The sequence below is a fragment of the Pseudanabaena sp. lw0831 genome (assembly GCF_016584665.1).
Classification (GTDB): domain Bacteria; phylum Cyanobacteriota; class Cyanobacteriia; order Pseudanabaenales; family Pseudanabaenaceae; genus Pseudanabaena.
Genome location: NZ_BBJB01000016.1, coordinates 119,744 through 134,342 on the forward strand (window position 1 = coordinate 119,744; position 14,599 = coordinate 134,342).

Annotated in this window: 11 protein-coding genes; all 11 read right to left on the reverse strand. The window is 33.5% G+C overall.

Going from position 1 to position 14,599, the window contains the following annotated elements; all coding sequences use genetic code 11:
- Positions 1-144: 144 nt before the first annotated feature.
- Entirely contained in the window at positions 145-1,071 is a 927-nt protein-coding gene (locus APA_RS03645; RefSeq protein ID WP_201320951.1) for a glycosyltransferase, read from the reverse strand.
- A 16-nt stretch (positions 1,072-1,087) separates the two neighbouring features.
- The gene (locus APA_RS03650) at positions 1,088-2,305 is read right to left on the reverse strand and encodes a glycosyltransferase family 4 protein (protein WP_201320952.1); all 1,218 of its coding nucleotides are present in this window, start codon (positions 2,303-2,305) and stop codon (positions 1,088-1,090) included.
- The gene (locus tag APA_RS03655) at positions 2,302-3,222 is read right to left on the reverse strand and encodes an NAD-dependent epimerase/dehydratase family protein (RefSeq protein ID WP_201320953.1); all 921 of its coding nucleotides are present in this window, start codon (positions 3,220-3,222) and stop codon (positions 2,302-2,304) included. Before APA_RS03655 ends, APA_RS03650 begins: the two co-directional genes overlap by 4 nt.
- 262 nt (positions 3,223-3,484) lie before the next feature.
- On the reverse strand, positions 3,485-4,270 hold the full coding sequence (locus APA_RS03660; RefSeq protein ID WP_201320954.1) for a class I SAM-dependent methyltransferase: 786 nt from the start codon (positions 4,268-4,270) through the stop codon (positions 3,485-3,487).
- A gap of 23 nt (positions 4,271-4,293) precedes the next feature.
- On the reverse strand, positions 4,294-5,688 hold the full coding sequence (locus APA_RS03665; protein WP_201320955.1) for a glycosyltransferase: 1,395 nt from the start codon (positions 5,686-5,688) through the stop codon (positions 4,294-4,296).
- A gap of 13 nt (positions 5,689-5,701) precedes the next feature.
- Positions 5,702-7,363, reverse strand: coding sequence for a hypothetical protein (locus APA_RS03670; RefSeq protein ID WP_201320956.1), 1,662 nt, complete (start codon positions 7,361-7,363; stop codon positions 5,702-5,704).
- Position 7,364: 1 nt separating this feature from the next.
- Entirely contained in the window at positions 7,365-8,093 is a 729-nt protein-coding gene (locus APA_RS03675; protein ID WP_201320957.1) for a class I SAM-dependent methyltransferase, read from the reverse strand.
- 131 nt (positions 8,094-8,224) lie between these two features.
- A complete protein-coding gene (locus APA_RS03680) occupies positions 8,225-9,157 on the reverse strand; it encodes a glycosyltransferase (RefSeq protein WP_201320958.1) in 933 nt (310 codons plus the stop codon).
- Entirely contained in the window at positions 9,145-10,083 is a 939-nt protein-coding gene (locus tag APA_RS03685) for an NAD-dependent epimerase/dehydratase family protein (protein WP_201320959.1), read from the reverse strand. The genes APA_RS03680 and APA_RS03685 overlap by 13 nt, the downstream gene beginning before the upstream one ends.
- Before the next feature lie 62 nt (positions 10,084-10,145).
- Positions 10,146-13,649, reverse strand: coding sequence for a glycosyltransferase (locus APA_RS03690; protein ID WP_201320960.1), 3,504 nt, complete (start codon positions 13,647-13,649; stop codon positions 10,146-10,148).
- On the reverse strand, positions 13,649-14,569 hold the full coding sequence (locus APA_RS03695; protein ID WP_201320961.1) for a methyltransferase domain-containing protein: 921 nt from the start codon (positions 14,567-14,569) through the stop codon (positions 13,649-13,651). The genes APA_RS03690 and APA_RS03695 overlap by 1 nt, the downstream gene beginning before the upstream one ends.
- Positions 14,570-14,599 lie beyond the last annotated feature (30 nt).

The following is a 14,599-nucleotide window of genomic DNA, read 5'->3' on the forward strand; positions in this document are numbered from 1 at the left end:
AATTTAGAAATATTATTTTTTGCAAAATGATTGTGAATAATAATATTTGAAATTTGGCATAACTGATTTTTAAGGAGTAAGTGGCAATTGTCTATTATTAAGACAAACAAACTTAAATCTATAGTACATGTTTAAAGAACTTATTTATTTAGATTGCCAAATTTTCCCAAGCTTACCAACAAGCCCATGATAACTTCCTAACAAACAAGCCCATATTTTTAATTGCTTATTATCAAAATCGTAAAGAATAATCCAAAGAATATTAACTAGCATATATCTTAATCGTTGAATTAAGCTAGTAAAACGATAGTAACCTTGAGAAAATCGCGTTTCTAAATAAGTATGGTTACGACAAATATAGTAATGACGTAAAGCTGAGTATTGTTGGATATAGCGATATTTATTCATAAACATCACTTTGATAGGATTTCCATAATTGTGATGCATAGTAGCTTTACTAGAAATCAGATTGTGAAATCCTTTTTGTCTTAGCCTAAATCCATAGTCTAGGTCAATACCATCGATGAATAAATCTATGCAAGGCGGAGGAAGCTCTTGGGCTGCAGCTAGTGAAATTAAGGAGCCTGATGTTATGGGTGAATCGCATTCATAGAAATCAACATTACTATTATGTTTAATTCCTTGAAAGCGATCGCTATAAAAAACTGCACCTTCTATAATTTCACCTGTTCTAGGATCGGAAGGAGTTGGGGCAACAATACCAACTTTGTAATTATTTTGTTGTGTTGATTCATTATATATAGCGATTAATATTTCTAGGCAATTTTGTGCGGGAACACTATCTTGATCAAATGTCCATAGGAAGTCGTATCCTTCTGCGATCGCCCATTCAATAGCTTTTACCATACCTTCAACAATTCCGATATTATCAGGATGATGATGAATCAATAACAGACCATTTTTATTATTTAATAGCAATGGCTCATTGGAATTATCTACTATATAAATAGCTTTAACTTGAACTGATTGAGATCCGATAGATTGAATACATCTATTGGCAGATTCTTGATCTTGATAACATGTGATGTAGGCTGCTACTTTAGTCTGCATATTACGGAGTAAACAACTATTTTTTAATAATTCTATTGATTCTTGCTTTGATTTTTAGCCTTATAGATAAGGGAATTATTTGCTTAATTTTCTTGAAATTGTTAACCACAATATATTCCAATCTTGATAATTTATATGAATTAATTATTTCTGGATTTTCGCATTTTAGAAAGTAATAATCTGTTAGTAATTTCCGCAAAACTTCAATTCTTTCGCCTTTCACATGAGATGATCTAGGCTGAGAAGAGAGCCCTTGGCAATAAGACTCAAGCTTATCAATAGAATCCTCCCACTGCATAGAATTAGCTGTTATCTGTCCGTTGCTCTGGAGTCTCCTATATAAATCTTTATCTTCAATTAGTCTCTTTAAGGCTTGATGAGCTAGATCAATGTCTCCATTGGGTATGACTAGAGCGTTATATTCATCCTTGATATATTCATCATATCCAGTAACATCACTAACAACGCATACGCCACCACAAGCCATCATTTCTAAAGGTGGGCCAAAAAAACCTTCTACATTGCTAAGTTTAACTAAAATATCACAACTAGAGTAAATCCTTTTCATTTTACTAAAGTCAACTTTATAAAAGAAGCGATCAATCTTCCACTCTGGGGAAGGTTTACCACCATTTGAAACACACCAGATTTCGCAACCTAATCCCTCACTTGCTTTAATTGCTTCTTTTACTCTTTTGAAAGGGGAATCTATCGTACCTTCAACTAATATTCTTAGTTTATCTTCTCTTTTTTTCGCAATTGGTTTGTCTGGATAAATAATATTAGTATCAATAGCATTAGGAATATAGGCAGCTTGATGTCCAAAGTTTTCATTAAGCCAATTAACAATCCACTTTGCCTCAGTCATATAATGAATATTACATAAATAAGTCAAAACAACCCAGTTTTTCATGATTAGATCATCATAAAAACGGGTTTCATCTGACTGAACAAAATAAACTTTGTGTTTTGCAGGCAATTTAAGAACTTGTATTAATGTATCCCAGAAAGTCGCAAAACAAATGTCAACATTTTCAGGAAAATCTTTTGGATGAATAACGTGACAGTCAAAATCGGGAAACCAAGAGAACGAAGCTGGTTTTGTGGGTATAGTCTCATCTAAGATACATATGGAGACATCATGACCTCTCTTAGCTAGTCGAGAAACATGTTGGAGAACTATTATATGCCCACCACACAGCAAATTAGTTGTGAGTACATAGACTATTTTCATAATAGTGTTTTAATCCCCTCTTCTAAACTTACTAAAGCTTGAAATCCAAGTTTCTCTTGGGCCAAGTCAATATTGGCACAAGAATGCTTAACTTCACCTTGTCGCGACTCTAAAAAAATAGGTTCTAAGTAGTAATTTGTCTGTTTGCGAATTACATCAAGTAACTCTAAAAGGCTTGTTTGATAGCCTGTTCCAATATTAAAAACTCGATTTTTACTTGCTATACTGCTTGATAGTTTTGCAGCAAAGATGTTAGCTCTAGCTACATCAGAAACATGAATAAAATCTCGGCTTTGATGCCCAGAACCATAAATTTGAGGAGCCTTTTTTTTGCGATAACATTCTATAAAACGAGGAATCACTGCTGCGTAATCTGAATCAGCTCTTTGAAGTAAGCCATATACATTAAAGTATCTTAGACATATTGTTTCTAGACCATAAGAATGGTAAAAGCTCTCAGCTAATGCTTCTGCTATTAATTTGCTGGCAGCATACGGAGATTTAGGATTAGGCAAATAAGATTCTTGTAACGGAGGCTGATGGACATCTCCATATACTGAGCAACTTGAAGCAATTATTACTCTTGAAACTTTGGCTTGTAATGCAGCCCAAAGCACATTTAATGTACCCGTATTATTGATTTGATTTGTTGAAAATGGGTCTACCAAAGATTCAGTTACTGATGTCTGAGCTGCTAAATGAAATACATAATTCATCCCTTTCATTGATGTTTTAAGCTGATCTAAATCAGTGACATCTGCTTTTATAATTTGTATTTTCGAGCTAATTGAACTAAGGTTTTTTATATTGCCAGTTGAGAAATTATCATAAACACTTGTAGAAATATTTTGTTTGACTAGTTCTTGAGTAATATAAGAGCCAATGAATCCTGAACCGCCTATAACAATTGCTTTCATTTTACAATCCTATATTATACGAAACTTAAATTTTTGAAATATGTTGTATGTATAAACATTAAAAGAAAATTAATGTTAAGCAATTAGCTTAAAGTGTTTTATTCTTGAAATTTTCTTGCTAGTTTTTCGAGTGCTCAGCAGATTAGCTTTTGCTTTTTTGTATAGTAATTCCTGAATAAAATATATCTCATACATTAGAATAACTAATTGTTGTGATTCAATATTTGGTGGGTAGCGAAAAAGCAAGAAAGCTTTTCTCCATTCAACTTATCTTTTCCAGTTCAATAGTTGTAAACATTCCTAAAAATTGATTTAAAGGAGTCAACAAAAACTCAACAAAAACTATTATGGGATAAGTAAATGAAGGAAGAAGCTGACGAAATGACAAGCCGCCACTTATTAGGTATCTAAATGGCGTATGAAATGAGATAGAGCATATTTTAAGGTTAGGATATTCATACTTAAATTGACTGATGTCTCTCTGGAAAATTATATAAGGTATAGCCATGTTCGCTCCAGATAGCGGACCTCCTTCTTCAAAACCCCAACCACCATTAGCATCAAAAGGCTCGTGATGAAATCTAGTATATATAAACCTTGCCCATATTGTATTAGCTGGCTCAATCATTACTACCTTTCCACCAACCTTCAAACAACGTTGCATTTCTTGAAAGAACAAACGGGAATCTTTGATATGATGTAAAACATCAATCATCAAAAATGCACTGACACTATTGTCTTCAAAAGGTATATCTAAAGCTGAGAAAACCTCATCTACTCCCTCATAAGCAATAACATCAGACGTTATGACAGAAGGTAAGCTTTTTTTGATAAATCCAGCTCCACTTCCTAACTCAATCACTTCTCCTTTGATTTTAAGTGTTGATAATATATCAATAAATGTTCTATAAAAGGATAAATAGATATTGCGTAAAAATATTTTTCTTTGGATAATTTGTCTAAGAATGTATATGTTTTCTGAGTCGTCTAAGCTCTTAATCTGCTGCTTTTCTGGTAGTTTTAAAATACGGATTAATTCTTGTAACATAGTTAGTAGTGATGACTAAAATTCTAGATAAACTTTATCTTTTGAGCTGCATATAAACACATTTTCAATAAGACTAAACCTTCTTTAATATGTTGAATGTTTGATTGCCCATACGTACGAGGCATGTACCTTACAGGAATATCTTGAATCTGTAGTCCTAATTTGGCAGCTCCAAAAAGTAAGTCAAAGTCGCCAAAGGGATCGAAATCTCCAAAATAACTGCGGTTTTGAGCAATTCTTTCATAGTGAATTTTTTTTAAAACCTTGGTTCCACAGAGCGAATCTTTGATCTTTGTATTTAATAGATACGATAGCAACCAAGCAAAAAAACGATTTGCCATACGATTTAACCATGGCATCGTATCTTCAGACACAGGATATATCAAGCGACATCCATTAGCAAATTCACAACGGCCTGAGGCGACAGCGTTAAAGAAATAGATTAGATCTTCTGGGCGAACAGTTAAATCAGAGTCTAAAATAATCAGGATGTCTCCTTGAGCCATGGCAAAACCCTCTCTTACAGCATTACCCTTGCCTTTACCTGTTTGCTGACAAGTCTTGATATCCCATTTATCTTGATACTTGTTTTTTACTCGCTGAATCTCCTCCCAAGTATCATCATTAGAATGTCCTTCAACAAAAATAATCTCTGTATGCTTACCTAGCCTTGGCATACGAGTAATACAGCTTTCAATATTTCCTGACTCGTTACGAGCTGGAATGATTACAGAGCAAGTCAACTCTCTGGCATTTTCTTGAGCTTCATAGGTATTAATACGCGGTCTAGCAATAATATATTCGGTTAAGCAGATCTGATTAAATATAGGTAAAGGGGCAATAAACTTGTTAACAATAAATGAAATCAGAGGAATATTTCTAGGGAGTAAGCACCTTTTACCATGTTTAATTACTTCAAAACCCGCCAAATTAAATAAGTTTTCAATATCCTCCAAATTTAGCCAATTCAGAGAAGATACAGGCATTCTTTGTTTAAGGAATGTAGCTAATCTAAGAACCAATTCCCATCCAGGGTTGTGAAAAGTTAAGATCACTCTAGTTGATGAATGAGACATTTTTGAGAGATTAGTAAAAACTCTCTGAATATCACCAACATAACTGATCGTATTTGCTAGTAATATATAGTCAAACAAATCATTGCTTATAAATTCTTCAGCATCAATAGCTTCAAATTCAAGATGATTATATTTTTGTTTAGCATTTTCAACCGCCAAGGGATTTACGTCTATCCCCAGCCCATAATCTGGCTTTACTTTATCTAGCAAATCACCTAAGCCGCTGCCAACTTCCAGTATATTAGTGCGTGGCTGAACCCAAAACTGGTAAAAGAACTCTATGTCTTGATAATAATATGAGTTTCTATTTCGCCATTTCTGAAGCTGTTTGTAGGTAAACATGAAGATCTAAAATCTAGGGATTAACTTTCTTATACAATAGTACATGTGATTGATCGTCAGCGAATGTTTCTCTTGTAAATTTCTGACTTCTTTGAATACGTTCAAGAATAGGTAGAGAAACTAAATTAAGTGGATTTGCAGCTTCGGCTTGCGATCGCGGCTGCAAAGTAGCAAAGTAATTTATATTTAAGTCAAAAAGTCTTGCCCAAGCTCTGTCCATATCCTTTTCAGCATATCCCAATGAAGTGTAGTAACAACGAAATTCTTTTTTTAGTTGTTGTTGAGCAGAAAAATATGATGCTGAGTTAGCATTAAACCAAGGAAGCTCTAAACCAATGATGTTATACCTATCTTTCTCGGTTTCATTTTTACAAGTAGTGTCTACTAATTTAGATAGTAATTGCTTATTCGTACTACTTCTATCAATTGGATACAACCAGTATGATAAATTAGGATCTTCTGGAGTAATACCTAGTGATTGTGTTTGAACTACAAATAGTTGTAAAACCAGTACAAATCCAGTAAAAAATACTAATAACTTTTGCCTTGCTCTTTTCAGCATCCAAGCTATTAATACTGCTAAGTAAGGTAATAAAGGTAGCAGATATCTATTTTCTTGATTAACCTGAAAACTAAAGCAAGCTAAAACCAGTATTATTTGCAATAAGGAAACAATGGTTGTCAGATCAAAATATCCCAGTCTCGGTGTCTTAGTTATCTTTTTAAAATCATAAAAACTTTTTGCTAAGGCTAATATTAAAACACCAATCATGAGAAACAGGGTAATGGGTGCAAAAAAACTCTTTTGAAATGCCCCTAACCAGTAGTGTAGTTTATATAAGAAACTAGCTTTTTCACCATACAGTAGAGAGGCTTCGCCTGAAGATGCTTGGATAGAGAAATACAGAATATTCTGGAGATTTTTCCCATACCATAGTAAAAAACTAGTCAATAGAATAAAAGTAGAAATATACAAAGGCTTATGACTTGACCAAAGACTTAATTCTTTTGAGTTTAGCTGGTCTGAAGACTTATTTTGGAATGATTTTTTAAATATATAATAGACAATTATAAGTATTGACCCAAAAGTATATAAAGGATAAGTTACCTTAGCAAGCATTCCTAGTGAAATAGCACTGATTAAATGCAACAATACTCTTCTCGCTTTCCACTGAGGACTAAAAACCATAATTAGGATAGTCCAAGACACAGAAGTAGTTTGTAATGGCTCAACGAGGTACTGGTGACTTAAGGCTACTGATAAAGGTGCAGAAGAAGCAAAAAGACAACAAATCAGAGAAATTAAACGACTATTCGTTAACTTTAAAATCGTATGGTATGTGAGCAATAAAACAGTAAATTGAGTTAGTACAATCGATAACAGTAAACCAACTTCAATTGAACCAATAATCTGACCAAAAGGGACAAACAATTGACCTAACCAAGATACTGCGGGTGCTTTAATGCTAAAAGCCGCAATCATATCTTTAAACCATTCTAAAGGAGAATGCGTTAAACGATAGAATAACTCTACTGATACTTGAGCATACCAAGCTTGATCCCAAGGCCAAACTCTCTGATCTAAACCTGCCCATATAATACTTGGAACAACTAATAGGAATAATGTTGAATAGATAGATAAGTTACTTGGTTTGGTCAATTGTGCAATTTTCATTTTATGGCTTAAAGATGATCGATATACAGTCTAAATTGTCATGAATAAATTGCTGCTTGACAATTTTTAGCCCAACTTCATTACAATAGTCAACAAATAGTTCTGCAGTCATGTTCGTTCTCCACCCAGGATTTTGCATCCAATCATGGCTTGAATTGATCACACCGTAATTGGAATGGTGGACAAATCCATAGCCACCAGATTTCAAAACCCTGAAAAATTCTTTAATATAATCCTTGACGACTAATTTATCAAAGTGAACCATCGCATCCCAAGAATAGATAAATTGGATAGTGCTACTACTAATCTCTTTCAAGGTGTGACCATCATTCACATAATAAAAGAAAGAGCATTTTTCGTCTCTCTCTCCAAATCTCTTCTTGCAAGCATCTATACAACTTTTATTGACATCGACAAGATGAATTTGTTTTGCATATTCTTTTAATTTATTTGTGTTACGCCCATGTCCTGAAGCAAGATCAATACAAATACTTAAATCAAAATCTTTAATATTTACATATATATATTTATCCCATTGATCATCCATGGAAGAAGGTTGTTCTGCTAAGTCGAAATAGGTTACGTCTGGACTAAGAAGAACGTCATGAGCATCTCTACACTCTTGAATCTGTTTATACATGATATTATCTTTCTCCTCAGCTACTGGCAAAGTAGTAACATTTGACTTAGATGAAAAGAGGTCTTGAATAGATCTTATTAAATCTTTCATAAGGTAATTTAAATCGTATGGATATATCTAAAATTTAACAATAATGTAGATGCTATCTTATTGATGAATGAAAAACAAGTGTTTGGAAATGAAGTTAAAGATTTAAACTGTTTACTTCTACTAAATGTAGTCTAGGAAACATGCGGTATAAGGTATGACTTTACGACACGCATTAGTAGATGTACTGATTTCTTAACTCCAACATCAATAGAAAATTTCCAAGTCAAATCAATTGCATCTCTCCATAATTTAAGCTTTAATAATTCTGATATTGTACCATTAGCAACTTCTCTAAGAAAGTAAGCTTTATCCATCTTCTTTAACATTTCTTGTGCTTTTAAATTCGCAAATTCCATTGACCTCATCTCATTTTCATGGCAAGCTTGAGCAAGGTACACATAAAACAACTGTTCCCATTTTCGACTCAGCGTCATTCCTGTGACGGAGAATCGGTATCTTAGGAGTGGTTCTGTAATGTTAGTTAGGGGATATATCTTGCTAACTCGCAGCCACAGATCATAATCTTCAGCATTCTTAAACTCAGCCTGATAACCACCAAGGTCGCAAATTTTATTGCGCCTCATCATCACTGAAGGATGATACATACAGTTATATTGCAACAGGGTTTGTTTGATTTGTTCAGCTTCAGATGGAAGTTCTACTAAGCGATCAAATTCTTGCTTAGCTCCCATGTGATAAACATAGCTGCCAACAACTGTAACCTCTGGATGACCATGCATGTAATCATGCTGAATTCTAAGACGTTGGGGCAAAGATTCGTCATCTTGATCCATTCTTGCAACAAAATCTGATTGCGCTAAGCTAAGCCCTTCGTTCAGGGTTCTAGCTAGTCCTATATTGACATCATGAAAAACTGGGTTGATCCTTGAATCCTTCTCCGCGTATTGACGAATAATAGAAGCAGAGTTGTCAGTGGAACAGTCATCAATAATTATTAATTCAAACTCTGTCATATTCTGACAAAGGATGGATGCGATCGCTTGAGATAAAGTTAAACCTCCATTATAAACTGGGAGTAAAACCGAAACCTTTACTGATTCCATAGTATTTGCTCACATAAAGCTGCTAAACCTTGTTCAAGTTTAATTAAAGGTTCCCATGATAAATTCTCATAAGATTTTTTTATGTCTAATACTATCCATGATGGCAACTGATTAGTAGTCTGGCTTGTTTGCCATAATTCTTTTGTTATGGGAACACCAGTAAGTTTTTCTATTAAATCTAAGATTTGATTAACTGAATAGCCTTTTCCACTTCCCACATTGTAAACTTCAAAGGAGGATTGTTTATGTATAACCAGCTCAAACATACGACACATATCCTCTAAATGAATATAATCTCTGACATTATTAGGATCGCCGTAAATTTTTACTGGTTGTCGATGAAGAACTTGATTTAAAGCTACTCCGATTAAACCTTGCATACGCTCTGATGGTAGCAAGACTCCGTATGGGTTGCCAATTCTGAGGGAGGTGGCTGTTAACCAACTTTGTTCTGCACCCAAACGCAAATAATTTTCAACAGTAAGTTTTTGAATTCCATAAGAAGATGAAGGTTCGCAGGGATCAGATTCTTTAAAAGATTGACAATTGGGAGAATGCTTATAAATAGCGCCTCCACTACTGGCATAAATTAGATGAGGAAATGATCCATAGTCTCGAACTGCTTGTAATAAATTGAGTGTAGGAACTAAGTTTAGTAATGTATCACTAGAAATATCTTTGTTTGAAGTAAGAGGTGTATTAGTATGTGCAAGATGGATGATTAAATCGAGATTTTTAACAAAATCTGCACAAATTTGATTAGAGCTTAAATCTCCCTCAATCCAAACTACTTTGCCACAACTTTTGATTTTTTCTGGTGATATATTTCTGCTTAAAGCGAACAATTCATACTTTTCTAGATTCATTAAATATTTTAACAAGTATGACCCCAAAAAACCTAATGCTCCAGTAATTCCAATTTTCACTATGTATACCTTTAGTAAATCACAAGTTGTTTTTCAATAATAATTAATATTAACTATTCACTTTACCTAAATATATTTTGAATCAATAATTCTTCAAACAAGCCTATATATTTACTTTGGACAATATTAACATCAAGAAACTCTACAGCGTAATTTCTTGCGTTTTTCCTCATGCTTAGATAAAGTTCCTTGTTTGCAATCACTTTTTGAATACAATTTACAAAACTTTCTACATCACCAGATGGACATAGAAATCCATTGTATTCATCCTTAATGATTTTCGTCAACCCACCAACTGATGAGGCAATAACAGGTACACCCATCGATAAGCTCTCTAAAACAGCATTTGGTCTCCCATCAATTTGAGATGGCAACACAAGTAAATTAGAGATTTTTAGATAGTTTCTTGTGTCTACAAAGCCAGGTAGATATACTTTATTCTCTAATCCGTATCTTTTAATTAGCTCTAATGTTTCATGATACAAATTGCCATTGCCAGCCATAACAAAATAAAGCAAATCATCGTTTTTTAAATGATTTACAATTTCCACAAACAGTTTGGGACATTTTTCCTGTGAAAATCTGCCTAAAAAAGAAATGATAAACTTGTCTTTGGGAACCAAATCATCAACTAATTCAATATTATTGACTGTGTTAGGGTTGAAATAATTTGTATCGACTCCGTTGTTAATTAAACGAACTCTATCGGATTGCTCTTGATGCTCTAAGAGAAGACAATTTGCAACGGCTTCATTCTCAGCAATATTCATGTCAATGAAGCTAGAGTATCTACGATTATTGTTGATATGTCCAAATTCATTATATAGTTGATCAACAATTTTAATGTCTGGAAACTTATCTTTAATATCTGGCAATATTTCGTAAAAGTAGCTTGAGCCAGAAAGAAAAATAATTTCTATACTTTGAGATTCAATTAGATAAAAAACTAGCTCTTTCCAGATTTCAGGTTTAAGTAATTTGCATAGATCGTATATTTTTGGAGTAAGCTCTTCGTACTTTGAAGTGTTATCACCCATGTCTGGAGTTGCTTTAGATGTTGTACAAACTGTTACATCAAAGCCTTGAGTCTTTAATGTTTTAATCAGTTGCAAAATTACTGTATCGACCCCCCCAGTTGTCATCCAAGGCAAAGCAAACAAAATATTGTTTTTCTTGCTCTCTTCAATAGAATTCTCTCGAAAAGTAGGCTGTAAATTTACAAAGCTATTATTGACAATATATTTCTTTCGATTACGCTTAATTTCTTTAATGGTCTTCCTATTAATGTATAGCGTTTTGTGATTATTCTTTACTTGTTTATATAAATCATCATGCTTTTCAAGAGCAGAAGATATCATTGAATGTCCATGCTTTCGATACAAAAATAGTGGTTCATCGATTTTAGCTCCCGTCCCTCCGGCTTTGGCGATCGCTAACCAGAAATCCCAATCTTCATAACCATCAACCATTGACTCATTGTAGCCTCCTACAGTCTCCCAAATACCACGCTTGAACATTGCTGAAACATGTAGGCAGTTTTGAGTCATTAAAGAGTCAATATCAAATTCTTTAGTTGGTATTGTAGTTTGACTATCACCAAATTCTTGAACCCACGTATAGCAAACATCTACATTTTCAGTTTCGAGCTTAAACAAGCATTTCTCTAAGTATGTAGGCTTAAGCAAATCATCAGCATCTAGACAGCAAATATACTTTCCTTTCGCTTCTTTGATACCATTGTTGCGAGCTGCAGGAAGCTTGAGATTGTTAGTTCTAAATATCTTTGTTTTGGGTTTGTTTAAACTGTTTAATAACATTATCGTATCTGGATCGGTTGACCCGTCATCAACAACAATAATTTCAAAGTTTGTGAAAGTTTGAGCTAGAACTGAATCAATTGCATCCTCTAAATATTGACCATAGTTGTAGCAAGGGATAATTATACTAACCAGTGGAGTATTTTTATCCCATTGCTCTTGTGCAATTTCTACTAAAATATCTTTCTCAGCATTAAACTTATTGATAAGGATTTGATAGAGAGTCTGTAACGATAAACCCTGATCCTCATTGATTAAGCCTATTTGTCTTCTAAAATCGAACCACTTTTCTCTTATTTTCCAGAATTTACTGCTTTGTATTGCCTCTAAATTAATTTTTGCTTGTTGTAGTCGAGATTTTGTTTGTTGTAGCTGAGATTCTGTCTGTTGTAGTTGAGATTTTGTTTGTTGTAGTTGAGATTCGGTTTGCTGTAGTTGAGAGCGCAGTTGAGGGTTTGTAAATTCAAGTTGAAATTGTAACTGGGATTTAACTTGTTCTAGATTAAAGCACAGAGACTCTTGCTGATGTTTTAACTCCTGCAAATCATAAAAATTGACATTTGCAATTTCAATGCTATGGCTGTTAAGGTAATCCTCAATAAAGGTAGATGATATTGATTTGTTAACATCTAGCAGAACAAATGTTTTATTGTCTGTATCAATTGCTTGCTTGACATATACTTCATTTTGAGTAAGATCAGGATTAAAAACTGTTTTTATGTTTGAATAAATTTTTTTAATTAATTCTGAAATTCGGACTACTTCTAAAGTGCTTTCATTAAATATACAGGCTATCTCTGCTGGGAAAATTGTTTGGCAAAGCAAAGATTCAATTTGATAAATTAATTTTGAAATATTATCCTTGGCTGAAACATAAATAACAACAGAAATATTAGAATCACTTTTGGGGATATCAAAAAAACATAGAGGTATTTCTTGATGAACAGAAGTATTTTTAGTGTCTAGAATTGGTTTTAAGCTGAGCCGACAACCATTTAAAAATTGCTGATTTAAATCATTTAAATCAGACATCTGAGCATGACGATTGCTATAAATATTCTGAACCTTATTAGCTGGTATATTAACAATTTTACTTTCAGCATAACAAATCATTTGAGGCGAGGATAGAGGTCTAAGTGCTAGCTGTGTCTCTAGAGTATTGGGGTTGTTAAAAGCTCTGTTAAAGACAACAAGATCGTAAATTTCTGATGTTCTAAATATATGGCCGTCAAGGGACATAGGATATCCCCAATCTGAATTCTTAGGATATTCTTGCCAGTTCCATACAAGATCATTTTCAAATGAGGGAGGAGGTGAAAAGATGTTTGAAGTATAGCAGTATTTAATTTGGGGAGAAAGTCTCAATGATAAACAAAGAATACTGAAGTCATTAATAAATGCTTGAAATGTTGTATCTGTCAGATCGACAAATGATTTAAAGACTAAATCATCAACCAGAAACATTGTATAAGGCTGATTATTCCTAAGGCAATTTAGAACTATATTTTTAAAGGAATCAGCGGCAACCTGCTCTTGTGATTCTGACCAATAGTTGAATGAAGGGGATTGCCGCTTTACTATTTCGTAACCTTGTTGGTATTCATTATTAGTGTAACTATAAATAATATGGACAGAGTAAGACTGCCAATCTTGAAGATATATTTTTAAACTTCTTAGTAATAGATCTAACTGACAAGCTCTGTTTTTACTAAAAATAATGATATTTAACATGGCTTTATCAACTGACACTAATTAACACTTTGTTTTTCTGCTAATACATGATAGCCAAAGCATAGTAATTCCGAAGAATTATTATTCTCTTGATTAATAATTTCTAAAAGAGATAATGACTGATAAATTGTATTATGGTCTAGTTCAGAAAAATTATAATTGGCATATCGCTGAGCAACATAATTTACACGCCTTAATTCCTGTGCTACATAATCAAAGAAGTTTCCATTGGTTTCTATCTTAAGTATCTCAAAACCATATTTTCTTAAGTTTGTCTCATAAAAATATCTGTTAAATCCTGAATAAAAATGATATGGGGAAAAATGAGTTAAACTGCAAAATGGAGCTGTTAAAATTAGTTTGCCGCCGGGAACAAGTAGACGCTCAAATTCTTGTAAAGCTCCTAATGGATCTGGGAGATGCTCAAATACTTCTGAGCATAAAACAACATCAAAAGATTGGTCTGGTTCAGGGATAGATACTATATCACTAACAATGTCAATATTGTTTTGATCCCAATTCCCCATCTGCAGTCCTTTAAGATCTCCTTGTCCATGATAGCTATCGAAGTCTTGACCAACATAGTTTAAATGCTGACAGGATTTTCGATGTTGTTGTTCACCACACCCAGCATCTAGTATCCTTAATCCAGCAGGTAACTCTCTAAGTTGTTGCTCAATCCATTGATTACGCGGTTGCTCATTTATAGTACCTATTTGAGCAGGAGTAGAATTATTGTAGGCTTCTGAGTTTGATATCCCCAGATTGTCAGAGTCAACTAAAGCATTATCAAATTGATTAGGCTCTGATTTTAAAAATTTTTTAAATTTAATCCAAGCATTTCTTAGCTTCCAAAACTTACTACTTTCCATAGCTGCAATTTTTTGTTGAGCTACTTCAAGTTGTTGTAACAGTTCTAGCTGTTTTGATTGCCTCATAAATACCTAACCGTTTAAAAGTTATTCTTT